The 22,288-nt window shown below is 70.2% G+C and carries 19 protein-coding genes; 10 read left to right on the plus strand and 9 right to left on the minus strand.

What is annotated here, in order from left to right; all coding sequences use genetic code 11:
* Positions 1-88: 88 nt before the first annotated feature.
* Entirely contained in the window at positions 89-2,749 is a 2,661-nt protein-coding gene (gene aceE / locus HV701_RS03770; RefSeq protein WP_175131745.1) for a pyruvate dehydrogenase (acetyl-transferring), homodimeric type, read from the plus strand.
* Between the two features lie 70 nt (positions 2,750-2,819).
* Here aceE and HV701_RS03775 read toward each other — a convergent pair whose 3' ends face one another.
* Positions 2,820-3,443: a LysE family translocator gene (locus HV701_RS03775; protein ID WP_175131746.1), complete on the minus strand. Its 624-nt coding sequence runs from the start codon at positions 3,441-3,443 to the stop codon at positions 2,820-2,822.
* Positions 3,444-3,654: 211 nt separating this feature from the next.
* Here HV701_RS03775 and gorA point away from each other — a divergent pair, with 211 nt between their 5' ends.
* The gene (gene gorA / locus HV701_RS03780) at positions 3,655-5,013 is read left to right on the plus strand and encodes a glutathione-disulfide reductase (RefSeq protein ID WP_175131747.1); all 1,359 of its coding nucleotides are present in this window, start codon (positions 3,655-3,657) and stop codon (positions 5,011-5,013) included.
* Between the two features lie 51 nt (positions 5,014-5,064).
* On the opposite strand, the gene HV701_RS03785 is transcribed toward gorA, so the two are convergent.
* Positions 5,065-5,898: a DUF72 domain-containing protein gene (locus HV701_RS03785; protein WP_175131748.1), complete on the minus strand. Its 834-nt coding sequence runs from the start codon at positions 5,896-5,898 to the stop codon at positions 5,065-5,067.
* A gap of 241 nt (positions 5,899-6,139) precedes the next feature.
* Between HV701_RS03785 and HV701_RS03790 the strand changes: the two genes are divergently transcribed.
* Positions 6,140-6,772 (plus strand): LysE family translocator, encoded by a 633-nt coding sequence (locus tag HV701_RS03790; RefSeq protein WP_175131749.1) that lies wholly within the window; start codon positions 6,140-6,142, stop codon positions 6,770-6,772.
* Between the two features lie 76 nt (positions 6,773-6,848).
* Here HV701_RS03790 and pdxR read toward each other — a convergent pair whose 3' ends face one another.
* Positions 6,849-8,390: a MocR-like pyridoxine biosynthesis transcription factor PdxR gene (pdxR, locus tag HV701_RS03795; protein WP_175131750.1), complete on the minus strand. Its 1,542-nt coding sequence runs from the start codon at positions 8,388-8,390 to the stop codon at positions 6,849-6,851.
* Between the two features lie 102 nt (positions 8,391-8,492).
* Between pdxR and HV701_RS03800 the strand changes: the two genes are divergently transcribed.
* Positions 8,493-9,227 (plus strand): GNAT family N-acetyltransferase, encoded by a 735-nt coding sequence (locus HV701_RS03800; protein ID WP_175131751.1) that lies wholly within the window; start codon positions 8,493-8,495, stop codon positions 9,225-9,227.
* Positions 9,218-10,105: a DMT family transporter gene (locus HV701_RS03805; protein ID WP_175131752.1), complete on the plus strand. Its 888-nt coding sequence runs from the start codon at positions 9,218-9,220 to the stop codon at positions 10,103-10,105. The genes HV701_RS03800 and HV701_RS03805 overlap by 10 nt, the downstream gene beginning before the upstream one ends.
* A gap of 38 nt (positions 10,106-10,143) precedes the next feature.
* Here the strand turns inward: HV701_RS03805 and HV701_RS03810 are convergent, their stop codons facing one another.
* The 5 genes from HV701_RS03810 to HV701_RS03830 form a co-directional block, all read right to left on the minus strand.
* On the minus strand, positions 10,144-11,031 hold the full coding sequence (locus HV701_RS03810) for a DMT family transporter (protein ID WP_175131969.1): 888 nt from the start codon (positions 11,029-11,031) through the stop codon (positions 10,144-10,146).
* A gap of 59 nt (positions 11,032-11,090) precedes the next feature.
* Entirely contained in the window at positions 11,091-11,426 is a 336-nt protein-coding gene (locus HV701_RS03815) for a thioredoxin family protein (protein WP_175131753.1), read from the minus strand.
* A gap of 19 nt (positions 11,427-11,445) precedes the next feature.
* Positions 11,446-12,726, minus strand: coding sequence for a Zn-dependent hydrolase (locus tag HV701_RS03820; protein ID WP_175131754.1), 1,281 nt, complete (start codon positions 12,724-12,726; stop codon positions 11,446-11,448).
* Between the two features lie 26 nt (positions 12,727-12,752).
* Complete coding sequence (locus HV701_RS03825; RefSeq protein ID WP_175131755.1) at positions 12,753-14,147, minus strand: MATE family efflux transporter; 1,395 nt, start codon at positions 14,145-14,147, stop codon at positions 12,753-12,755.
* 109 nt (positions 14,148-14,256) lie between these two features.
* Positions 14,257-15,051 (minus strand): enoyl-CoA hydratase/isomerase family protein, encoded by a 795-nt coding sequence (locus HV701_RS03830; protein ID WP_175131756.1) that lies wholly within the window; start codon positions 15,049-15,051, stop codon positions 14,257-14,259.
* Between the two features lie 137 nt (positions 15,052-15,188).
* Between HV701_RS03830 and HV701_RS03835 the strand changes: the two genes are divergently transcribed.
* Positions 15,189-16,100 (plus strand): SDR family oxidoreductase, encoded by a 912-nt coding sequence (locus HV701_RS03835; protein WP_175131757.1) that lies wholly within the window; start codon positions 15,189-15,191, stop codon positions 16,098-16,100.
* On the opposite strand, the gene HV701_RS03840 is transcribed toward HV701_RS03835, so the two are convergent.
* Positions 16,064-16,789: a TetR/AcrR family transcriptional regulator gene (locus HV701_RS03840; protein ID WP_175131758.1), complete on the minus strand. Its 726-nt coding sequence runs from the start codon at positions 16,787-16,789 to the stop codon at positions 16,064-16,066. The two genes, HV701_RS03835 and HV701_RS03840, sit on opposite strands and share 37 nt — an antisense overlap.
* A 93-nt stretch (positions 16,790-16,882) precedes the next feature.
* Between HV701_RS03840 and HV701_RS03845 the strand changes: the two genes are divergently transcribed.
* The 4 genes from HV701_RS03845 to HV701_RS03860 all read left to right on the plus strand — a co-directional run bounded on the left by HV701_RS03845 (position 16,883) and on the right by HV701_RS03860 (position 22,240).
* The gene (locus HV701_RS03845; protein WP_175131759.1) at positions 16,883-18,505 is read left to right on the plus strand and encodes an acyl-CoA synthetase; all 1,623 of its coding nucleotides are present in this window, start codon (positions 16,883-16,885) and stop codon (positions 18,503-18,505) included.
* 166 nt (positions 18,506-18,671) lie between these two features.
* Positions 18,672-20,528 (plus strand): phosphoenolpyruvate carboxykinase (GTP), encoded by a 1,857-nt coding sequence (locus HV701_RS03850; RefSeq protein WP_175131760.1) that lies wholly within the window; start codon positions 18,672-18,674, stop codon positions 20,526-20,528.
* A 99-nt stretch (positions 20,529-20,627) separates the two neighbouring features.
* On the plus strand, positions 20,628-21,257 hold the full coding sequence (locus tag HV701_RS03855) for a class I SAM-dependent DNA methyltransferase (protein ID WP_175131761.1): 630 nt from the start codon (positions 20,628-20,630) through the stop codon (positions 21,255-21,257).
* 194 nt (positions 21,258-21,451) lie between these two features.
* On the plus strand, positions 21,452-22,240 hold the full coding sequence (locus HV701_RS03860) for an SDR family oxidoreductase (RefSeq protein ID WP_175131762.1): 789 nt from the start codon (positions 21,452-21,454) through the stop codon (positions 22,238-22,240).
* Positions 22,241-22,288 lie beyond the last annotated feature (48 nt).

Consider the following 22,288-nt stretch of genomic DNA (forward strand, 5'->3'; position numbering starts at 1 on the left):
ACATTATGCAAATGCAATTCACGATGTGAAAAAACGGCGCCGGCCGTTCGTGTCCGGGCGCCGCTTGCGCACCACAAGGAGGATGCCCATGGAACCCGAGATCGACGGCGTCGACATCGACCCCGAAGAAACCAGCGAATGGCTGGACGCGATGCAGGCAGTGCTGGCGCACGAAGGCCTGCCGCGCACGCACTATCTGCTGGACCGCCTGCTCGAGCAGGACCGCGCCCGCAGCGGCGGCTACGCCGCGGCCGGCGTCACGCCCTACGTCAACACCATCGGCCTGCCGGCGCAGGCGCCGTTTCCCGGCGACCCCGCGATCGAAGCGCGGCTGGATGCCTACCTGCGCTGGAACGCCATGGCCATGGTGCTGCGCGCCGGCAAGCATTCGGGCGTGGGCGGACACATCGCCACCTACGCCTCGGCCACCACCCTGTACGAAACCGGCTACCGCCATTTCTTCCGCGCCGCCACCCCGGATTTCCTGGGCGACATGCTCTACATCCAGGGCCACTCGGCGCCCGGCATCTACGCCCGAGCCTACCTGGAAGGACGCCTGTCCGAGGACGAACTCGACCGCTTTCGCCGCGAGATCGGCGGGGGCGGGCTGGCGTCGTATCCGCATCCGCGCACCATGCCCGGCTTCTGGCAGTTCCCGACCGTATCGATGGGCCTGGGCCCGCTGATGGCGGCCTACCAGGCGCGCTACATGCGCTACCTGGAAGACCGCGGCCTGATCGCGGCGCAGGACCGGCGCGTCTGGGGCTTCCTGGGCGACGGCGAGCAGGACCAGCCCGAGACGCTGGCGGCGGTCGCCATGGCCGGCCGCGAAAAGCTCGACAACCTGATCTTCGTGGTCAATTGCAACCTGCAGCGCCTGGATGGCCCGGTGCGCGGCAATGCCAAGATCATCCAGGAACTCGAAAGCGTCTACCGCGGCGCCGGCTGGAACGTCATCAAGGTGATCTGGGGCGGCGGCTGGGACGCGCTGCTGGCGCAGGATCACGACGGCCGCCTGCGGCGGCGCATGATGCAATGCGTGGACGGTGAATACCAGGTGTTCAAGGCGCGCGGCGGCGCTTATGTGCGCGAGCATTTCTTCGGCGCCGACCCGGTATTGCTGCAACGCGTGGCGCATCTGAGCGATGACGAGATCGGCGCGCTCAACCGTGGCGGCCATGATCCGGTCAAGATGCACGCGGCCTACGCCGCGGCGCTGGCGCATCGCGGCCAGCCCACCGTGATCCTGGCCAAGACGGTCAAGGGCTACGGCATGGGCGCGGCCGGCGAGGCCGCCAACACCAACCACCAGCAGAAGAAAATGGCCGATCCGGCAGTGCGCGCGTTCCGCGACCGCTTCGGCATCCCGGTGCCGGACGAGCGCCTGGCGGAGATTCCGTACATCAAACCGGAACCCGGCACGCCCGAACAGGTTTACCTGGAGGCGGCCACCCGGCGCGCCGGCGGTCACCTGCCGCTGCGTCCGGCCGGCCCCGGCCCGCAGGCCACGCCGGACCTGGCCGCCTTCGCCGCGCATCTGAAGGGCAGCGACGGCCGCGAATTCTCCACCACCATGGCGTTCGTGCGCATCCTGGCGCAACTGCTCAAGGACCCGCAGATCGGCGCGCGCGTGGTGCCCATCGTGCCCGATGAATCGCGCACCTTCGGCATGGATGGCATGTTCCGCCAGGTCGGCATCTATTCGCACGTGGGCCAGCTCTATACGCCGCAGGACGCCGACCAGCTCAGCGTCTACCGCGAGGACCGGCGCGGGCAGATCCTGCAGGAAGGCATCAACGAGTCGGGCGCGATGGCATCCTGGATCGCCGCCGCCACCGCCTACAGCACGCATGGGGTGGCCACGATCCCGTTCTACATCTTTTATTCGATGTTCGGCTTCCAGCGCGTCGGCGACCTGGCCTGGGCGGCGGGCGACATCCGCGCGCGCGGCTTCCTGTTGGGCGCGACCTCGGGCCGCACCACGCTGGAGGGCGAGGGCCTGCAGCACGACGACGGCCACAGCCACGTGCTGGCCTCGGTGATCCCGTGCTGCATCGCCTACGATCCGGCCTACGCCTACGAGATCGCGGTGATCGTGCAGGACGGCCTGCGCCGCATGTACCAGCAGGAGGAAGACGTCTTCTACTACCTGACGCTGATCAACGAGAAGACCGCCCATCCGCCGATGCCGCAAGGCGCCGAGGCCGGCATCCTGAAGGGCATGTACCGCCTGCGCGAGGGGGGAGCGGGCGAAGTGCGCGCGCAACTGCTGGGCAGCGGCGCCATCCTGGGCGAGACGCTGGCCGCCGCTGATCTGCTGCAACAGGACTTCGGCGTGGCGGCCGACGTCTGGAGCGTCACCAGCTACTCGGAATTGCGCCGCGACGGCCAGGAGATCGAGCGCTGGAATCGCCTGCATCCGCGGGATGCGGCGCGCCTGGGGTTCGTCGAGACCGCCCTGGCCGATACCCGGGGCCCGGTGGTGGCGGCCACCGACTACATGAAGACGGTGGCCGAGCAGATCCGCCCATTCGTGGGGCGCCGCTACGTGACGCTGGGCACTGACGGCTTCGGCCGCTCAGACACGCGTCAGGCGCTGCGGGCGTTTTTCGAGGTGGACCGGCATCACATTGTGCTGGCCACGCTCAAGGCGCTGGCGGACGACGGGGTGTTGCCGGCGGCGCGGGCGGCCGAGGCGATCCGGCGCTACGGGCTGGACCCGGAGGCCTTGTCGGCGGCCTTGCCTTGAGGGGCCGGGCGCCAGGAAGGTGCCCCCCGCGCCGGCGCCGGCAAGCCGCGGGGGCGCGGCGCGCCAGGGTTCAGGCGCGGCGCGCCAGCAGCGCCCAGACGCCTGCGGCCGACAGCAGCGTGCCGCCGCCCAGGTTGAAGCCGCGCTGCGCGCGCGGCGATGCCAGCAGGCGCCTCGCCGAGCCGGCGAACAGCGCGTAGGCGGCGGCGTTGATGCCCGCGCAGGTCACGAAGGTGGCCGACAGCGTCCACAACTGGCGCGTCACGTCGCCGGCCGGATCGAGGAACTGCGGCAGGAAGGCGACGAAGAAAATGATGCCCTTGGGGTTGAGCGCCGTCACCAGATAGGTGTTGGCGAACAGCTTCCAGCGCGAACCGGCCGCGCCGGCCTGGGGCAGGGCGGCGGGCGATACGCCAGCGCGCAGCAGCTTGAAACCCAGGTACAGCAGGTACAGGCCGCCGATGGTCTTGACCACCGTGAACCAGAATGCCGAGGCCGCCAGCAGCGCGCCCAGGCCCAGCAGCGACAGCGCCAGGGCGGTGGAATCGCCCAGCGCCACCGCCAGCACCAGCGGCAGGCGCGCGCGCCTGCCATGGGTGAGGGAGTAGCTGATGACGGTCAGGATGGTGGGGCCGGGCAGCATCAGCAGCAGGGCGGATGCGCCGACGAAAGCCAGCCAGGTTTCGAGCGACATGGATCGGACTCCGTGAAAGGCGGGCGGCCAGTGCGCCCCTGGCTGTCACTGTAGCCCAAGGGCGCCCGTTCCTGCCACTTGCCGGCGGTCGGGCCGGGCGGCCCGGCCTGGCGCCTCAGGCTCGAGCCGGCGCGCGCGGGCGCGCTGGTGCAAAATAGCGCTTCTCCCGACAGTGAACGCGTCCCGGCAGCGGGACGGCGAAGGAAACACCATGGCATTCGATTTCGACCTGTTTGTGATCGGCGCGGGCTCCGGCGGCGTGCGCGCGGCCCGTTTCGCGGCCGGTTTCGGCGCCCGCGTGGCGGTGGCCGAAAGCCGCTACCTGGGCGGCACTTGCGTCAACGTGGGCTGCGTGCCCAAGAAGCTGCTGGTCTACGGCGCCCACTACAGCGAAGACTTCGAGCAGGCCCACGGCTTCGGCTGGAGCGCTGGCCAACCCAGCTTCGACTGGCCCACGCTGATCGCCAACAAAAACCGCGAGATCGAGCGTCTTAACGGCATTTACCGCAATCTGCTGGTCAATAGCGGCGTGACGCTGCTGGAAGCCCACGCCCGCATCAAGGACCCGCACACTGTCGAGGTCGACGGCAAGACCTACACCGCCGGCCACATCCTGGTGGCCACCGGCGGCTGGCCGCAGGTGCCGGACATCCCGGGTAAGGAACACGCCATCACCTCGAACGAGGCCTTTTTCCTGAAGACGCTGCCGCGCCGCGTGCTGGTGGTGGGCGGCGGCTACATCGCGGTCGAGTTCGCGTCCATCTTCAACGGCATGGGCGCGCAGACCACCCAGGTCTATCGCGGCCCGCTGTTCCTGCGCGGCTTCGACCAGGCGGTGCGCGAGCACCTGCGCGACGAACTGGTCAAGAAGGGCATCGACCTGAAGTTCGACGCCGACGTGGCGCGCATCGACAAGCGCGCCGATGGCACCCTGGCCGCCACGCTCAAGGATGGCAGCGTGATCGAGACCGATTGCGTGTTCTACGCCACCGGCCGCCGGCCGATGCTGGACAACCTGGGCCTGGAGAACACCGGCGTCACGCTCGACGACAAGGGCTTCATCGCGGTGGACGACGAATACCGCACCAGCGAACCGTCGATCCTGGCGATCGGCGACGTCATCGGCCGCGTGCCGCTGACGCCGGTGGCGCTGGCCGAGGGCATGGCGGTGGCGCGCCGCCTGTTCCGTCCCGAGGAATACCGCAAGGTCGACTACAAGCTGATCCCCACCGCCGTGTTCAGCCTGCCCAACATCGGCACCGTCGGCATGACCACCGAAGAGGCGCGCGCCGCCGGCCACACGGTCAAGCTGTTCGAAAGCCGCTTCCGCCCCATGAAGCTGACGCTGACCGAGTCGCAGGAAAAGACCCTGATGAAGCTGATCGTCGATGCCGACACCGACAAGGTGCTGGGCGTGCACATGGTCGGCCCGGATGCTGGCGAGATCGTGCAGGGCATCGCCATCGCGCTCAAGGCCGGCGCCACCAAGCGCGTGTTCGACGACACCATCGGCATCCACCCGACCGCGGCCGAAGAGTTCGTGACGCTGCGCACGCCGGTCGCGGACTGAGGCCGGCGCCGGCTTTGCGTGCCGGCCCTTGGCGCTGGCACGCCGGGCCGGCTACAGCCGCTCGATCATGGCGCGCGCCGCCGCCGGCGCGCGTTCCTTGGCGCCATTGATGAAGAACGCAAACACATCGCGCGGATGGGGCGCGCCGGCCGGCTTGCGCGGGTCGACCCGTGGCAGGTCGGCCGGATCGCCGCCCTGCGCCCAGGCGCGCAGGCGCCCGGCCCACGCGTCCAGCACCTTGGGCGCATAACCGGCCTTGAAGGCGGTGCTGGCCCGCATCAGCCGGGCATAGACGAAATCGGCCGTGCGGTCGGCCAGCGACGGGAAGTCCTCGCTGTCGGTGTAGACCGTGGCCACGCCATGGCGCCGCGCCAGCGCCAGGTAGGGCTCGCAGGCGAAGCTGGCGTGGCGCACGTCCATCACGTGGCGCAGCGGCAGGCCGTCGACCTGGTCCGGCAGCAGCGCCAGGAAGGCGCCGAAGTCGTCGGCGTCGAACACCTTGGTGGGCGCGAACTGCCACACGATCGGTCCTAGCTTGGAACCCAGTTCGGCGATGCCGCCATGCACGAAGCGGCGCACGGATTCGCCGGCGCCGGCCAGCTCGCGCCGGTTGGTGGCGTAGCGCGAGGCCTTGAGCGAGAACACGAAATCGTCAGGCGTCTCGTCGCGCCATTTGGCGAAGGTGGCCGGTTTCTGGCTGCTGTAGTAGGTGCCGTTGACCTCGATGGCGCCGAGCTGGCGGCTGGCGTATTCGAGTTCACGCGCTTGCGGCAGGCCGTCGGGATAGAAGGGACCGCGCCAGGGCGCGTAGGTCCAGCCGCCGATGCCGATACGGATGGCGCCGGCGCGAGGGGCGGCGGGCGGGGATGACGATCGGGGCGGCATGGGGGTGGGTCCTCCCGGGGCTGGCGGCGCGACCCGACCACTGTATCCCGGCCGGCGCGCCGCTCCCATCCGGCCACATTTAAATGCGGGGCGATTGTTGTATCGGGGCCTCGCCCGGCCGGCCCGCATCCGCCGCGCCCGACCCGCTGTGCCGCCCCGAAGAAATCCCGCTGTACCGATACAGATTTCGGATAATGTGCCAAGTCATCTCCCACTACCGGCCGGCGGGCGCCGGCGCATCATGCCTGATATCACCCATCTCCTGACGTTCGCCCTGGTCGCGCTGGGCATGGTGCTCACGCCGGGGCCCAACATGATCTACCTGGTGTCGCGCTCGATCTCGCAAGGGCCCAAGGCCGGCCTGATCTCGCTGTCCGGCGTGGCGGTCGGATTCATCTTCTACGTGCTGTGCGCGGCCTTCGGCCTGACGGTGCTGCTGATGTCGGTGCCCTATGCCTACGACGCGCTGCGCTTTGGCGGCGCGCTATACCTGATGTACCTGGCCTGGCAGGCGGTGCGCCCGGGCGGCCGCTCGCCGTTCCAGGTGCGCGAGCTGCCGGCCAGCCGTCCGCGCACGCTGTTCATGATGGGGCTGCTGACCAATCTGCTCAATCCCAAGATCGCCGTGCTGTACGTGTCGCTGCTGCCGCAGTTCATCCAGCCCGAGCACGGCAGCGTGTTCACGCAGTCGCTTGCGCTGGGACTGACACAGGTCGCCATCAGCCTGTCGGTCAATGCCGTCATCGCCATCATGGCCGGGTCCATCGCCGGCATCCTGGCCCGCCGGCCGCTGTGGATCGCGATTCAGCGCTGGCTGATGGGCACGGTGCTGGCCGCGCTGGCCGTGCGCATGGCGCTGGACTCGCGCCGCTGAAGCGGGGCGTTGCGCCGCCGCGCCCTGGCGCGCGCCGTCGGCCGCGGATCGTGCCGGTGACACCCCCGGCCGCGGCTCAGGTCCGCAGGGCCGCGGCCAGCTTGCCCAATTGCCGGATCAGCGCCGGGAAACGGTCGGCGCTGGTGTTGCCATAGCCGATCACCAGGCCATTGTCCTGCGGCCGCGGGGTGATGGCGAAGCTGGACAGCGCGTTGGGGTTCATGCCCAGCCGCCGTGCGTGCTCGACGACGACGCGGTCCGGCACGTCCGGCGGCAGCCGCACGGTCAGGTGCAGGCCGCTGTGGCCGCCCAGCACTTCGTGGTCGACGCCCAGGTGCCGCGCCAGCGCGTCGCGCAGGGCCGCCTGGCGGTCGCGGTACAGCCGCCGCATGCGGCCCAGGTGGCGCGAGAACTGGCCATTGTCGATGAAGGCGGCCATGGTCAGTTGTTCCAGCCGGTGTCCGCCGCGCAGCATTTCCGTGATCGACGGCATGGCCGGCCCGGCGATGGCCTGTGGCAGCACCAGAAAGCCCAGCCGCAGCGCGGGGAACATGGTCTTGCTGAACGTGCCCACGTACAGCACCGGCGCGTCCGGCAGCAGGCCCTGCATCGCGGCGATGGGCTCGCCCTGGTGGCGGAATTCGCTGTCGTAGTCGTCCTCGATGATCCAGGCGCCGGCGCGGCGCGCCCGTTCCAGCAGGTCGAGCCGGCGCGCCAAAGACAGCACCGCGCCGGTCGGGTACTGATGCGTCGGCGTGGTCTGGATCAGGCGCGGCGGCCGGGTGCGCCAGTCGTCTTCGCCGATGGTCAGGCCGTCGGCGTCGACCCGCATCGCCACGACGTTCAGGTCGCCCGCGTGGAAGGCCGACTTGGCGCCCCGGTAGCCGGGTTCCTCCAGCCAGGCGGTGTCGCCCGGGTTGGTCAGCAGTTGCACGCACAGCGCCAGCGCGCCCTGCGCGCCTTCGGTGATGACGATGCGCGAGGCATCGCAGTTGACCCCGCGCGACACCCGCAGGTACTGGGCGATGGCTTCGCGCAGCGCCGGTTCGCCCACGGGCGGGCCATAGCCCAGGGTGGCGGCCGGAGCGGCCTGCAGCGCCCGGTCCTGGGCCCGGCGCCACGCGTTGAGGGGGAACTGCGTCAACGCCGGCGTGCCGGGCGTGAGAGGCAGCGCGCCGTCGTTGGGCGCGCGCGTCGACACGATGCGCGACAGCCGCGTGGCGGTGCGCAGGGCCGGCGCGCGGGGGGAGCTGGCCAGCCCGGCGGCCTGTTCGGCGGCTTGCTGGCCGGCCTGTTTCGCGGCGCTGGCGGCGGCGGCCGAGAGCGGCGCCACGCGGGTGCCCTGGCGGTCGGCGACGACATAGCCTTCGGCGGTCAGCTGCTCGTAGGCGATCAGCACCGTGTTGCGCGAGATGTCCAGTTCGTCGGCCAGCACGCGCGAGGCCGGCAGCTTGCCGCCCGCGGGCAACTGGCCGGCCAATATGGCCTGCTTGAGCCGCTGGATCAGCTGGCGCTGGCGCGGCAGGGCGCCCGGCCCGCGCGCCAGGGGGCTGGAGAGCAGGGCGATGCGATCGGTCATGGCTCTATTAAATTTAGCTATCGTGGTGCTTTTTATCATGCCACGGTTTGGCTATCGTGACAGCATGCCAGTCAAAAAGCTCTGGCGCGCGTCCGCCCGTGGCGGCGGCGTTTCACAACCCCCTGGATGAGGCCTCGCAGCATGCAACCCCGCGTCAACGCATTCGAACAACCCATTGGCCCCGACCTGCCCGGCTGGACGCCGCGCCCGCGCCCGCCGGTGGCGCCCGCGCAGGGCCGCTACTGCCGCCTGGAGCCGCTGTCGGCCGAGCGCCATGCGGCGGACCTGTATGCCGCCTTCAGCCAGGCCCCCGATGGACGCGACTGGACCTACATGAGCGTCGGCCCGTTCGCCGACGCGGCCGCCTACCGCCAGTTCGCCGAGCAGGCGCAAGCCCATGCCGCCAGCGACCCCATGCATCACGCCGTCATCGACCTGGCCAGCGGCCGCGCGATCGGCTCGCTGTCGCTGATGCGCATCGACCCGGCCAGCGGCGTGATCGAGGTTGGCTTCGTGGCGTTTTCGCCGCGGCTCAAGCGCACCCGCATCGCCACCGAGGCGCAGTTCCTGCTGATGCGGCGCGCCTTCGACGAACTGGGCTACCGCCGCTACGAATGGAAGTGCGACAGCCTGAATGCGCCGTCGCGCGCCGCCGCCGCGCGTCTCGGTTTCCAGTTCGAAGGCATCTTTCGCCAGGCCACGGTCTACAAGGGCCGCAGCCGCGACACCGCCTGGTTCTCGATCATCGACAGTGAATGGCCGGCGCTGCGCGCCGCCTACGAAAGCTGGCTCGATCCCGCCAACTTCGACGCCGAAGGCAACCAGCGCCAGGGCCTGGCGGACCTGATCGCCCGGGAAAAGGCCGCGTGCGCCTGATTCCCGTTGCGCTGGCGCTGTTCTGGGGCCTGAACTGGCCGGCGGTCAAGATCGTGTTGTCGATCTGCCCGCCATTCACCCTGCGGCTGCTGGGGCTGGGCAGCGGCGCCTTGCTGCTGCTGGCCTTGGCGCGCGCCAAGGGGGTGCCGTTGCTGCCGCCGCGCGCGTCGTGGCCGGGCATCGTCATCGGCGGCGTCCTGGCCGTGGCGGTGTTCAACCTGGCGGTGGCCTGGGCCCAGCTCAGCACCAGCACCTCGCGCGCCGCGGTGCTGACCTTCACCATGCCGATGATGTCCGCGTTGCTGGCCTGGGCCGTGCTGGGCGAGCGGCCCGACCGCCGCCGCGGCCTGGCGCTGCTGTTGGGCGCGGCGGGCGTGGCGGTGCTGGCCTGGCCGGTGCTGCGCGCCATCTTCGCCGATCACGATCCGGCCGCCGCGCGCGGCCTGGTGTTTCCGCTCACCGCCGCCTTCGGGTGGGCCGCCGGCACGGTCTACCTGAAGCGCTGGCCGGTGATGGGGCACCGCATTGTGGTGACGGCGTGGCAGCTGGCGGTGGGCGCGGCCTGCGCGCTGGCCGGCGTGTTGCTGGCGGGCGAGTCGTTGCCGACGCGGGGCTGGAGCCCGCGGGTGGCCACGGCGCTGACATTCCACATCGTGCTGGGCACGGCGGTGGCGTACTGGTTGTGGTTCGTGCTGAGCGAACGGGTCAGCGCCACGGTGGCGGCCTTGACCACGCTGATGGTGCCGGTGGTCGGCGTGCTGGGGGCGATGGCGCTAGTGGGCGATCGCCCCGGCGCGGCCGACTGGTGGGGCTTCGCGCTGGTGCTGGCGGGCGCGGCGCTGATCGTCCTGAACCTGGGCGGCGCGCGCCGGGCTTGAAAGCCGGCGCGCCAGCCCGGGGGCGGCATCGCGCCGGCTCAGGCCCGCCGGCCGCGCCGCAGCGCCTCGCGCAGCAGGCCGGCGCCGCTCACCAGCGAGATGCCGGCCAGCACCATCAGCGCGCCCGCCACGAAAGCGCCGTCCAGCGGCTCGTCCAGGATCAGCACGCCGAACGACACGCCGAACAGCGGCGTCATGAACGACAGGATCGACAGGCGCGAAGCCAGGTAGCGCCGCAGCAGCCAGAACCAGGCCAGATAGCTCGACAGCGCCACCACCACTGCCTGAAACCCGACGCTCAGCATGGCCGACGGGGTGTAGCGGATGCCGGCGTTGCCGGTGGCCGCCGCATAGACCAGCAACACCAGCGCGGCGACCGCCATTTGATAGAACAGGGTCTTGGACGGCGCCGCTTCCGAAAGCGACGTGCGGCGGATGGCCACGGTGGTGGCGCCCCACAGCAGCCCGCCCAGCAGGCCGAGCGCGTCGCCCAGCAGCATGTTGCTGGCGGCGCCGGCCGACGGCTGGCCATTGCCCAGGAAGGCCACGGCGATGCCGCCGAACGCCAGCGCCACGCCCACCCATTGCAGCGGCGCCATGCGCTCCTCGGGCACGCGCCAGTGCAGGCCCAGCGCGGTGAAGATCGGCGCGGTGTAAAGGAACACCGACATGTGCGAGGCGGTGGTGTAGACCAGTCCCTGCGCGATCGCCAGGAATTCGAAGCCGAACAGCAGGCCCGCCAGCACGCCGGCGCCCAGCGTGCCATCGCGCAGCGCGCGCGAACCTTCGGCGCGCCACACCACCGCGCCCAGCACCAGCGCGGCAAAGGCCGAGCGGAGGCCGACCTGCATGATGGGCGAGATGTCGGCGGCCACCAGCTTGATGGCGATCTGCTGGAAGCCCCAGCACACGCACAGCAGCAGCATCACGCCGGTGGCCAGCGCGTCCAGCGGGCGGCGGCTGGGGGCCAGGGCCGCGGCCGCGTTCAAGGCAGTTCGGCCGGGTAGCTGTCCAGCGCCAGTCCGATCTGCTGGCGCAGGTCCCATTCGGCCAGGCTGGCCTGCACCGGGCCGAAGAAGGCGCCGTCGCGGGTCACGAACATGGCCGGCAGGTGGAAGACCTCGTAGCGTTCGACCAGGCCGCCGTTTTCGCCGGCGTCGACCCAGCACACCCGCTGCACCGGCAGCGCCAGCTTGGGCAGTTGTTCGCGCGCGATGCGGCAGGTGCCGCAGGTGCGGCTGTGGAACACCAGCAGCGTCAGCCCCGGGGCGTCCAGCAGGTAGCGGTCGGCGGTGCTGTCGTTCAGTTCTATCTGTTCCATGGTGGTGTCTGGGTGAGGGTTATCGGGACAGCACGCGATCCAGTTCCCGCACGGTCTGGTAGAGCACGCGCGTGCCGTCCAGCAACTGCGCCGGCTCGATCCATTCCTCGGGGCAGTGGCTGCGCCCGTTCAGGCAAGGGATGAAGATCATGCCGATGGGACCGGTGGGCGCCATGTAGACGGCGTCGTGGCCGGCGCCGCTGGGCAGGCGCATGCTGGCGTAGCCGAGCTGGTCGGCGGCGGCCTGCACCGCGTCCATCACTTGCGGCGCGCAGTCGGTGGGCCGGGCCCGGCTCAGCGGCACGACACTGGCGCTCAGGCGCAGCGCCTTCAGGTCGGCGGCCACGCCGGCCATCAGGGTCTCGGGGAAGGCATCGAGCACCGCGTCGCTGTCGCTACGCATTTCCAGCGTCAGCTCGACGCGGCCGGGCACGGCATTGGCGGCGTTGGGCGTCATGGCCAGCTTGCCGACCGTGGCCACGACGTAATGCGGATTGCCGCTGGCGGCGCTGGCCTGGCGGCTGGCGGCGTCGACGATGCGGGCCGCGCCGACCAGGGCATCGCGGCGGATGTCCATGGGCGTGGTGCCGGCGTGATCGGGCTGGCCCTCGACCGTGATCAGCACGCGGCGGATGCCGACAATATTGGTGACCACGCCGATCGGCAGTTGGCGGCTTTCCAGCACCGGGCCTTGCTCGATGTGCAGTTCGACGAAGGCGGCGGTGCCGCCCGCGCCGCGCAGGGGCGCGGCCAGCGCGGCGGGATCGCCGCCGATGCGGGCGATGCCCTGCGCCAGCGTCTCGCCGTCGGCGTTGCGCGCGGCCAGCATGTCGGCGCTCAACTGGCCGCTCAGGGCGCGGCTGCCGACGCAGGAGATGCCGTAGTCGCTGGGTTCTTCCGACAGGAAGTCGATGACCTCGAAGGGGTGCTCCAGTTCGATGCCGTGTTCCTGCATGGTGTGGGCGACCTCGATGCCGGCCAGCACGCCGATGATGCCGTCGAAGCGGCCGCCGCTCATGACGGTGTCGCAGTGCGAGCCGGTGGCGATGGGCTTGCGTTGCGGGTTGCGGCCGGCGCGGGTGCCGATGAGGTTGCCGCCGGCGTCCAGGCGGGTCGCCAGGCCGGCGGCCTCGAACTGGCCGCGCAGCCATTCACGCGCTTGCAGGAACAGCGGTGAAAACGCGCGGCGGGTCCAGGGCTGGTCGGGCAGGGTGTAACGCGACAGGGCTTCGATACGGGCCCAGAGGCGTTCGGCGTTCAAGGGAGGCAAGGATGGCAAAGCGGGCGAGGCGGTGGGCATGGAGGTTCCAGGAAATGCATCGGCGATTATGGCATGTGGGACACGCGGCGCCGCACCAGCCCCAGGTTCGCGCGGCGTGCCCAGCGCTGCATCATCAGCACCGCCACCACCGCCAGCCCGATGGCCAGTCCGCTCCAGACGCCGACACCGCGCCAGCCGGCCTGGAACGCCAGCCAGGCGCCGCACGGCAGGCCCACGCCCCAATAGCCGATTGCCGCGTAGATCATCGGCACGCGCGTATCGTGCAGGCCGCGCAGCATGCCCGCGCCCAGCACCTGCGCGCCGTCGACGATCTGGAATACCGCCGCCACCGCCAGATAGCTGACCGCGAAGGCCAGCACCCTGGCGTTGGCCGGGTCATGCACGTCCATGAATACCGATACCAGCGCGTACGGCACGGTCACCATCAAGGCCGCGGCGATCGCCATCGATCCGATGCCCAGGCCGAACGCGGTCCAGCCGGCGCGCGTCACGCCCGCGCCGTCTCCCGCGCCCTGGGCGTAGCCGACCCGCACCGTGGCGGCCTGCGCCACGCCGTAGGGAATCATGAAGGTCACGCTGGCGATCTGGATGGCGATGGCGTGCGCCGCCAGCTCGGCCTCGCCCAGCCAGCCGATGAGGAAGGCGGCGGCGTTGAAGATGGTGACTTCGAACGCGGTCGCCACGGCGATCGGCAGACCCAGTTTCCAGAACGCCCGCAGGCGCGGCCAGTCGGGCTTGAACAGGTCGCCGAACAGCCGGTAGCGCCGGAAGCGGCGGCCGCGCAGCACCACGATGACCATGCCCAGGAACAGCGACAGGCTGGCCAGGGCGCTGGCGATGCCAGCGCCGATCAGGCCCATGGCCGGCACCCCCAGGTTGCCGAACACCAGCACCCAGTTGCCGAACACGTTGAACAGGATCGCGCCCACCGCCACGATGAAGGCCGAGCGCGGCTGCTGCAGCGCGGCCACGAACGAGCGCAGCACCAGAAAGCCCAGGAACGGCGGCATGGCCCACAGCAGCGCGCGCAGATACTGCCCGGCCGGCGCGGCCAGCTCGGGCGGCTGGCGCAACAGCAGCAGGATGTGTTCGCCGAACCACAGCGCCAGGCAGCCTGGCACCGAAATCAGCGCCGCGCTCCAGAAACCCTGGCGCACCGTGCGGCGCACCTCGCGTACCGAATTGCGGCGCGCGCCTTCGGCATGCGCGGCCATCGGCGCGGTGGCGCTGACCAGGCCCAGGGCAAAGAAGGCAATCGCCGCATACAGGTTGGCGCCCAGCGCGCTGGCCGCCAGCGGTTGCGAGCCCAGGTGGCCGATGAACATCACGTCGGTCACCGTCATCGCGATCTGCGCCAGGTTGGTCAGCACCAGCGGCAGGCTCAGCAGCAGGGTGGCGACGATTTCACGTTTCCAGGCGGCGCGGCGTAGGGCGGGCATGCGGCTTCTCTTGTGGACGAAGCCCGCATCTTAAACGCCGTTACGGGTTAACCCGGATATTCCCCCTGGCCCGCGCGGGGCATCGCCGACCAGGCGGCCGTGTCGCGCGTCAGGACGCGCGCCAGGCGGGCGCGCGTTTTTCCAGGAAGGCGCTCACGCCTTCGCGCGCTTCATCCGAGGCGCGCACCGCGGCGATGCGTTCGACCGAATCGGCCACCAGCGCGTCGTCCAGCGGCCGGCCGGCGAAGTCGCGCACCAACCGCTTGCTGGCCTGCACCGCCTGGGGGCCGTTGTCGCACAATGCGCGGCAGACGGCCTCGGCTTCGTCCCGCAATTGCGCCAGCGGCACCACGCCATGCAGCAGCCCCATGCGGTATGCGGCGGCGGCGTCGAAGCGCTCGGCGGTCAGGAAGTAGCGGTTGGCGGCGCGTTCGCCCATGGCGCGGATCACGTAGGGGCTGATGGTGGCCGGCAGCAGGCCCAGGCGGGTTTCCGACAGGCAGAACTGCGCCGGGTCGGCGGCGATGGCGACGTCGCAGGCCGCCACCAGGCCCATGCCGCCGGCGTAGGCATCGCCGTTGACCGCGGCCACCACGGGCTTGGGGCAGGACCAGATGACGCGCAACATCTGCGCCAGGCGGCCGGCGTCGGCGCGATTGTCGGCGTCGGTCAGCGTGGCCATCTTGCGCATCCAGTTCAGGTCGCCGCCGGCGCAGAAGGCCTTGCCCGCGCCGGTCAGCAGCAGCACCCGCACCGCCGGGTCGTCCGCCGCTTCGCGCACGGCCGTGGTCAGGGCCGCGATCAGCGTCTCGTCGAAGGCGTTGCGCCTGTCCGGGCGGTTCAGCGTCAGGCGGGCGACGGGGCCGTCGCGCTCCACCAGCAGCGGGGGGGGCGGCGTGGTCATGCGGCTCTTCCTATTGTTGATTCAGGCTCAATTAATAACCTGATATCACCTATTGTTTCCATAGGGTAATACGCCTACGGGATACGTTTTTGGGTCAGCTATTGAGTTATCCTCAACAAATAATAACGGAGCGAGACATGAACCCTTCTCACGACGGTGCCGCCGCCACGACGCGCTACGCGTCGGTCTTCCGGCCGGGCTTGTTCGAGGGCAAGACCGTCATGGTCACTGGCGGCGGCAGCGGCCTGGGCCGCTGCACCGCACATGAGCTGGCCTCGCTGGGCGCGCGCCTGGCGCTAGTGGGCCGCAAGCTGGAAAAGCTGCAGGCCGCGCACGACGCGCTTGCCCGCATCTATCCCGAGACCGCCGGCCGCATTACGCTGCACGCCTGCGACATCCGCGTCGAAGCCGGCGTGCGCGGCGCGGTGGCCGACGCGCTGGCCGCGCACGGCGCCATCGACGGGCTGTTCAACTGCGCCGGCGGCCAGTTCCCGGCGCCGCTGGACCAGATCAGCTTCAATGGCTGGAACGCGGTGGTGCAGAACAACCTGCACGGCACCTTCCTGGTGGCGCGCGAGGTCTATACCCAGCACATGCGCCAACATGGCGGCGCCATCGTCAACATGCTGGCCGACATCTGGGGCGGCATGCCCGGCATGGGGCATTCCGGCGCGGCCCGCGCCGGCGTCTGGAACCTGACCGAGACGGCGGCCTGCGAATGGGCCCATGCCGGCGTGCGCGTGAACGCGGTGGCGCCCGGCTGGATCGCCTCCAGCGGCATGGACAGCTACGGCGAGGATTACCGCGCGGTGCTGCGCGGCCTGGCCGCCAAGGTGCCGCTGCAGCGCTTCGGCACCGAGGCCGAGCTGGCGGCGGCGGTGGTGTTCCTGCTGTCGCCGGCGGCGGCCTTCATCAACGGCAGCGTCATCCGCGTCGATGGCGGCGTGCCCAACGCGCGCCATTCCTGGACCCTGCCGCCGGCCGAGCGCGGCGAAACCTTCGACGGCTTTCCTCAGTACGCGCCGCCGTCCTTGTTCTCGGCGGACTGAAGCCGATGCAGGGCGTCTTGCACCTCGCCACGGAATTGCGCCAGCGCCAGCGCATCGCGGCGCGGCGGCTGCAAGGCCTGCCACAGGAAGTCGACCAACAGGTCGGCGGTGGCCGCCACGTCCACGCGCGTGCCGCGCAGGATGGCGTCCCACAGCACATGTTCCATCGGGCCGTAGATCGCCGAGCGCAGCAGGCGCAGCGGCATGTCGCGGCGCACGTGGCCGTCGGCCTGGCCTTGCGCCAGGATGCGCATCAGCGGCGCGGTGTAGCGCCGCTGCAGGCCGGCGTAGATCTCGCCGAAATCGTCGTTGCGGGCGCGGCCTTCGGACAGGATGAAGGCGCACAGCCCGGTGCCCTCGGCCAGCAGGTGGCGCAGGTGCGCATGCACCAGGTAGTGCAGTTGGGCCCGCGCGCCCTGCACGTGCGGCAGGTAGTCCTCGACCTTGGCGATGATCTCGTCGTACCAGTCGCTGATGACGCGCACGCACAGCTCGCGCTTGCCGCCGAAATAGGTGAACACCGTGGCTTCGGACACGCCCAGCCGCTGCGCGATCTCGGTGGTGGTGGCGGCCTGGAAGCCGGCCTCGGAAAACACCTGCCGCGCGACCCGCAGGATGTCCCGTATCCGTTGCTCGGACTTGGCGCTGGCCGGCGGGCGGCGCATCGGGACGGCGGCGGTTTTTTCCATGGGGGCGGCGAGGAAGGGGCGATAGCCAAGGCTTACTATCATAACGACCAAAAATAACGACCATAAAAACAACGACACGGAGACCGATGCATCATGCTGTCCAGAACCGAAACCTACGCGCAGTTGGCGGCGTCCTTCCAATGGCGCGTGCCGGCGGCCTACAACATCGGCGTGGACGCCTGCGACAAGTGGGCCGATGGCAGCGGCCGGCTGGCGCTGATCCACGAGAAAAGCGACGGCAGCCAGACGCGCTACAGCTTCGACCAGATCAAGGCGCGCGCCAACCAGTTGGCCAACGCGCTGCGGCGCCAGGGCGTGCGGCGCGGCGACCGCGTGGCGGTGTACCTGCCGCAGGCGCCCGAGACCGCCGTGACCCACATCGCTGTCTACAAGCTGGGCGCGGTGGCGGTGCCGCTGTTCACCTTGTTCGGCGTCGACGCCATCCAATACCGGCTGGCCGACAGCGGCGCGGCCGCGCTGGTCACCGACGCCGAGGGCTGCCGCCGCCTGCGGGAGATCCGCGCCTCGCTGCCGGCCCTGAAGACGCTCTATTGCATCGACGGTCCGGGCGAGGGCGGCGCGCTGTCGTTCCACGCGGCGCTGGACGCGGAGTCCGAACAGTTCGCGCCCGAGCCCACCGCCGCCGACGATCCGGCCGTCATCATCTACACCTCGGGCACCACCGGCAAGCCCAAGGGCGCGTTGCACGCGCACCGCGTGCTGCTGGGCCACCTGCCGGGCGTGGAGATGTCGCACGAATTCTTCCCCGAGCAGGCCAGGCTGATGTGGACACCGGCCGACTGGGCCTGGATCGGCGGCCTGCTGGACGTGCTGCTGCCGGCCTGGCACCACGGCGTGCCGGTGCTGGCGCGGCGCTTCGAGAAATTCGACGGCGCCGCGGCCTTCGACCTGATGGCGCGCCATGGCGTCACCCACACCTTCCTGCCGCCCACCGCGCTCAAGATGATGCGCGGCGTCTCTAATCCGCCCGCGCCCGGCGCGCTGGCGCTGCGCTCGGTGGCCAGCGGCGGCGAATCGCTGGGCGCCGAGTTGATCGATTGGGGCCGCCGCGTGCTGGGCGTGACCATCAACGAGTTCTACGGCCAGACCGAATGCAACATGCTGGTGTCGTCGTGCTCGTCGCTGTTCGAACCGCGCATCGGCAGCATCGGCCGCGCCGCGCCCGGCCACCGGGTCGCCATCGTGGATGAGCGGGGCGTCGAAATGGCCGATGGTCAGGAGGGCAATATCGGCGTATTGCGGCCCGATCCGGTAATGTTCCTGGGCTACTGGAACAATCCCCCGGCCACCGCCGAGAAGTTCGCCGGCGATTACCTGCTGACCGGCGACATGGGGGTGCGCGATGCCGATGGCTTCATCCGCTTCGTCGGCCGCAACGACGACGTCATCACCAGCGCGGGCTACCGCATCGGCCCCGGGCCGATCGAGGACTGCCTGCTGGGCCATCCCGCGGTGCGCATGGCCGCCGTGGTGGGCGTGCCCGATGCCGAGCGCACCGAGGTGGTGATGGCGTATGTGGTGCTGCACGACGGCGTGGTCGGCGACGACGCGCTGATCAAGGCCTTGCAGGCGCACGTGCGCACCCGCCTGGCGGCGCACGAATATCCGCGCCGCATCCGCTTTGTAACCAGTTTGCCGACCACCGCCACCGGCAAGATCATTCGCCGTTCCCTGCGCGATGGCAGCTACGCCTGAGCCGTGGCGGGGCGGGAAAATCCGGGTGACAAACCCGGTGACAAACTCGTCCGTTTGGTCGGGTTGACGGCCTGCCCGCCGCTGCAAGTATGATGGCGCAAACATGTATACGGCCCCAGTCAAACGGGGCCGTATCGCCATCAGCCTAAGTATGGAGATAACCCTGATGAATAAGCCCTTGGACGGGGCCCTGGCGGCCTTGAACGTACCCGCGTACGTCAAGCACCGCGGCCTGATCGACTGGGTCGCCAGTGTGGTGGCGCTGGCCAAGCCGGACCGCGTCGAGTGGTGCGATGGCTCGCAGGAAGAGTACGACCGCCTGTGCGAGCAGATGGTCCAGGCCGGCACCATGCGCCGGCTCAATCCGGCCAAGCGGCCCAATTCGTTCCTGGCCTGTTCCGATCCGTCGGACGTGGCGCGGGTCGAAGACCGCACCTTCATCTGCGCCGACCGTCCCGAGGACGCCGGCCCCACCAACAACTGGGCCGAACCGGCCGAGATGCGCGCCACGCTCAACGGCCTGTTCGACGGCGCCATGCGTGGCCGCACGCTGTACGTGGTGCCGTTCTCGATGGGCCCGCTGGGCTCGGACATCGCCCACATCGGCGTCGAACTGTCCGACAGCCCCTATGTCGTGGTCAACATGCGCATCATGACGCGCATGGGCAAGCAGGTGTACGACGTGCTCGGCGCCGAAGGCGACTTCGTGCCCTGCGTGCATTCGGTCGGCAAGCCGCTGGCCGCCGGCGAGGCCGACGTGGCCTGGCCTTGCAACGCCACCAAGTACATCGTCCACTTTCCCAAGAGCCGCGAGATCTGGAGCTTCGGCTCGGGCTACGGCGGCAACGCGCTGCTGGGCAAGAAGTGCTTCGCGCTGCGTATCGCCTCCACCATGGGCCGCGACCAGGGCTGGCTGGCCGAACACATGCTGATCCTGGGCGTGACCTCGCCCAAGGGCCGCAAGTACCACGTTGCCGCCGCCTTCCCGTCGGCCTGCGGCAAGACCAACTTCGCCATGCTGATCCCGCCGCAGGGCATGGACGGCTGGAAGGTCACCACCATCGGCGACGACATCGCCTGGATCAAGCCGGGCGCCGACGGCCGCCTGCACGCCATCAACCCCGAGGCCGGCTATTTCGGCGTGGCCCCGGGCACCAGCGAGCAGACCAACTTCAACGCCATGGCCACGCTCAAGGCCAACGTCATCTTCACCAACGTCGCCCTGACCGACGACGGCGACGTCTGGTGGGAAGGCATGACCGACACGCCGCCGGCCCACCTGATCGACTGGCAGGGCCAGGACTGGACCCCCGCCATCGCCCGCGAAACCGGCCGCAAGGCCGCCCATCCCAATGCGCGCTTCACCGCCCCGGCGGCGCAGTGCCCGTCGATCGACCCCGAATGGGAAAACCCGCAAGGCGTGGTGATCGACGCCTTCATCTTCGGCGGCCGCCGCTCCACCACCGTGCCGCTGGTGACCGAGGCGCGCAACTGGGTCGAAGGCGTCTACATGGCCGCCACCATGGGCTCGGAAACCACCGCCGCGGCCGTTGGCCAGCAGGGCGTGGTGCGGCGCGACCCGTTCGCCATGCTGCCGTTCTGCGGCTACAACATGAGCGACTACTTCACGCACTGGCTCAAGCTGGGCAAGCAGCTCGAGGCCGCCGGCGCCGCGCTGCCGCGCATCTACTGCGTCAACTGGTTCCGCAAGGGCCCGGACGGCAAGTTCGTCTGGCCCGGCTTCGGCGAGAACATGCGCGTGCTGCGCTGGATGCTGGGCCGCATCGACGGCCAGGCCGGCGGCGTCGACCAGGTGTTCGGCATCTCGCCCAGCTACCAGGACATTGACTGGACCGGCCTGGAATTCAGCCCTGACAAGTTCGAACAGGTCATGTCGGTGGACGAGGGCGCCTGGCGCGACGAACTGGCGCTGCACGACGCGCTGTTCGGCCAGTTGGCCCAGGGCCTGCCGGAAGACCTGCCCGCCACCAAGACCCGGATCGAAGGCCGCCTGGCCGCCTGAGGCTGGCGCGCCTGCGCCGGCCGCGCCTACGCCGGCCGCGCCCGGCCACAAACCCGCGCATGGTGACGTGCGCGGGTTTTTTTGCGGCACAATCGGGCCATGAAACTCGACGCCGAAGACCTCGCCAAGATCACCGAACTGACGCTGGCCCACTACGAAGAAAGCGCCCAGGCCTTCGAGGCCGGCACGCGCGACCACGACGTCAGCCAGAACATCGCCGCGCTGCTGCGCCACATCGAGGGCGAACCGCCCTGTGACATCCTCGACCTGGGCTGCGGCCCCGGCCGCGACCTCAAGACCTTCGCCGCCCTCGGCCATCGCCCCGTCGGCCTGGACGGCACCCCCAGCTTCGTCGCCATGGCCCGCTCCGCCAGCGGCTGCGAAGTCTGGCACCAGGACTTCCTGCGTTTGCAACTGCCCGCCGCCCGCTTCGACGGCATCTTCGCCAATGCGGTCCTGTTCCACGTCCCGACCCAGGAACTGCCCCGCGTGCTGCGCGAGCTGCGCGCCACCCTCAAGCCGCGCGGCGTCCTGTTCAGCTCCAACCCCCGCGGCGGCAACCAGGAGGGCTGGAACCGCGGCCGCTACGGCGCCTATCACGACCTGGATGGCTGGCGCACCCTGCTGCAGGCCGCCGGCTTCGAAGCGCTGGAACACTACTACCGCCCCGACGGCCTGCCGCGCGAACAACAACCGTGGCTGGCCAGCGTATGGAGACGGAAGGACTAGCGGAACGCCCGCCGCCGCCAAAGCGCCAGGAACGGATACCCAAAGCACTCCCTGGCCATTTCCCCTGGACCTGCATCAACCCTCCCCGCAATACCCGCACTTCCCGGATAGCCACCGCCAAATCCGGCTACCGCCTCCCGCCCGCCCGGTCCCAACATCCGCCTCACGATCTCAGCAACCCAAGAGGCATACAAATGAAGGGACTGGCCGATAAAACCGCCATCGTTACCGGCGGCGCCACGCTGATCGGCGCCGGCGTCGTCGCCGCGCTGCGGGCCAAGGGCGTGCGCGTCGCCATCTTCGACATCGACGCCGACGGCGCTGAACGCGTCGCCGCCAGCGACCCCGACGGCATCCGCGCCTGGCCGCTCGACATCACCGACGACGCCCAACTGGCGCGCGGCGTCGCCGAGGCCGCCCGCCATTTCGGCCGCATCGACTACCTGGTCAATCTGGCCGCTACATATCTCGACGACGGCGCCGCCTCCGGCCGCGCCGACTGGCTGCGCGCGCTGGACATCAACGTCGTCAGCGCCGTCATGGCTACCCGCGCCGTGCACCCGCACCTGGTGGCCGCCGGCGGCGGCGCCATCGTCAACTTCACCAGCATCTCGTCGCGCGTGGCGCAGACCGGCCGCTGGCTCTACCCGGTGTCCAAGGCCGCCTTGCTGCAGGTCACCCGCAGCCTGGCGATGGACTACGCCGGCGACCGCATCCGCGTCAATTCCGTCTCGCCGGGCTGGACCTGGTCGCGCGTCATGGACGAGCTGACCCACGGCGACCGCGCCAAGACCGACCGCGTCGCCGCCGACTTCCACCTGCTGGGCCGCGCCGGCGATCCGGCCGAAGTGGCCGAAGTGGTCGCTTTCCTGCTGTCGGACCACGCCAGCTTTGTCACCGGCGCCGACTACGCCGTGGACGGCGGCTACTCCGCCATGGGCCCCGAACAGGCCCGCCCCGCCATCCCGCGCCTGGCCGAATAAGGCCGGCCTTCCCGCACCCCGGCCCGCCGCGAACCCGGCGGGCCCGCA

It is taken from the genome of Achromobacter pulmonis (genome assembly GCF_902859765.1).
In the GTDB taxonomy this organism is placed as follows: Bacteria; Pseudomonadota; Gammaproteobacteria; order Burkholderiales; family Burkholderiaceae_B; genus Achromobacter; species Achromobacter pulmonis.

Coding starts and splice junctions, on each gene's coding strand:
- HV701_RS03845 (WP_175131759.1), top strand. CDS start 16,883: ATGCTGTCCAGAACCGAAACCTACGCGCAGTTGGCGGCGTCCTTCCAA.
- HV701_RS03830 (WP_175131756.1), bottom strand. CDS start 15,051: ATGACCACGCCGCCCCCCCCGCTGCTGGTGGAGCGCGACGGCCCCGTC.
- HV701_RS03835 (WP_175131757.1), top strand. CDS start 15,189: ATGAACCCTTCTCACGACGGTGCCGCCGCCACGACGCGCTACGCGTCG.
- HV701_RS03785 (WP_175131748.1), bottom strand. CDS start 5,898: ATGCCGCCCCGATCGTCATCCCCGCCCGCCGCCCCTCGCGCCGGCGCC.
- HV701_RS03825 (WP_175131755.1), bottom strand. CDS start 14,147: ATGCCCGCCCTACGCCGCGCCGCCTGGAAACGTGAAATCGTCGCCACC.
- HV701_RS03860 (WP_175131762.1), top strand. CDS start 21,452: ATGAAGGGACTGGCCGATAAAACCGCCATCGTTACCGGCGGCGCCACG.
- HV701_RS03775 (WP_175131746.1), bottom strand. CDS start 3,443: ATGTCGCTCGAAACCTGGCTGGCTTTCGTCGGCGCATCCGCCCTGCTG.
- HV701_RS03790 (WP_175131749.1), top strand. CDS start 6,140: ATGCCTGATATCACCCATCTCCTGACGTTCGCCCTGGTCGCGCTGGGC.
- HV701_RS03815 (WP_175131753.1), bottom strand. CDS start 11,426: ATGGAACAGATAGAACTGAACGACAGCACCGCCGACCGCTACCTGCTG.
- HV701_RS03840 (WP_175131758.1), bottom strand. CDS start 16,789: ATGGAAAAAACCGCCGCCGTCCCGATGCGCCGCCCGCCGGCCAGCGCC.
- pdxR (WP_175131750.1), bottom strand. CDS start 8,390: ATGATAAAAAGCACCACGATAGCTAAATTTAATAGAGCCATGACCGAT.
- aceE (WP_175131745.1), top strand. CDS start 89: ATGGAACCCGAGATCGACGGCGTCGACATCGACCCCGAAGAAACCAGC.
- HV701_RS03850 (WP_175131760.1), top strand. CDS start 18,672: ATGAATAAGCCCTTGGACGGGGCCCTGGCGGCCTTGAACGTACCCGCG.
- HV701_RS03810 (WP_175131969.1), bottom strand. CDS start 11,031: ATGCTGCTGCTGTGCGTGTGCTGGGGCTTCCAGCAGATCGCCATCAAG.
- HV701_RS03820 (WP_175131754.1), bottom strand. CDS start 12,726: ATGCCCACCGCCTCGCCCGCTTTGCCATCCTTGCCTCCCTTGAACGCC.
- HV701_RS03855 (WP_175131761.1), top strand. CDS start 20,628: ATGAAACTCGACGCCGAAGACCTCGCCAAGATCACCGAACTGACGCTG.
- gorA (WP_175131747.1), top strand. CDS start 3,655: ATGGCATTCGATTTCGACCTGTTTGTGATCGGCGCGGGCTCCGGCGGC.
- HV701_RS03800 (WP_175131751.1), top strand. CDS start 8,493: ATGCAACCCCGCGTCAACGCATTCGAACAACCCATTGGCCCCGACCTG.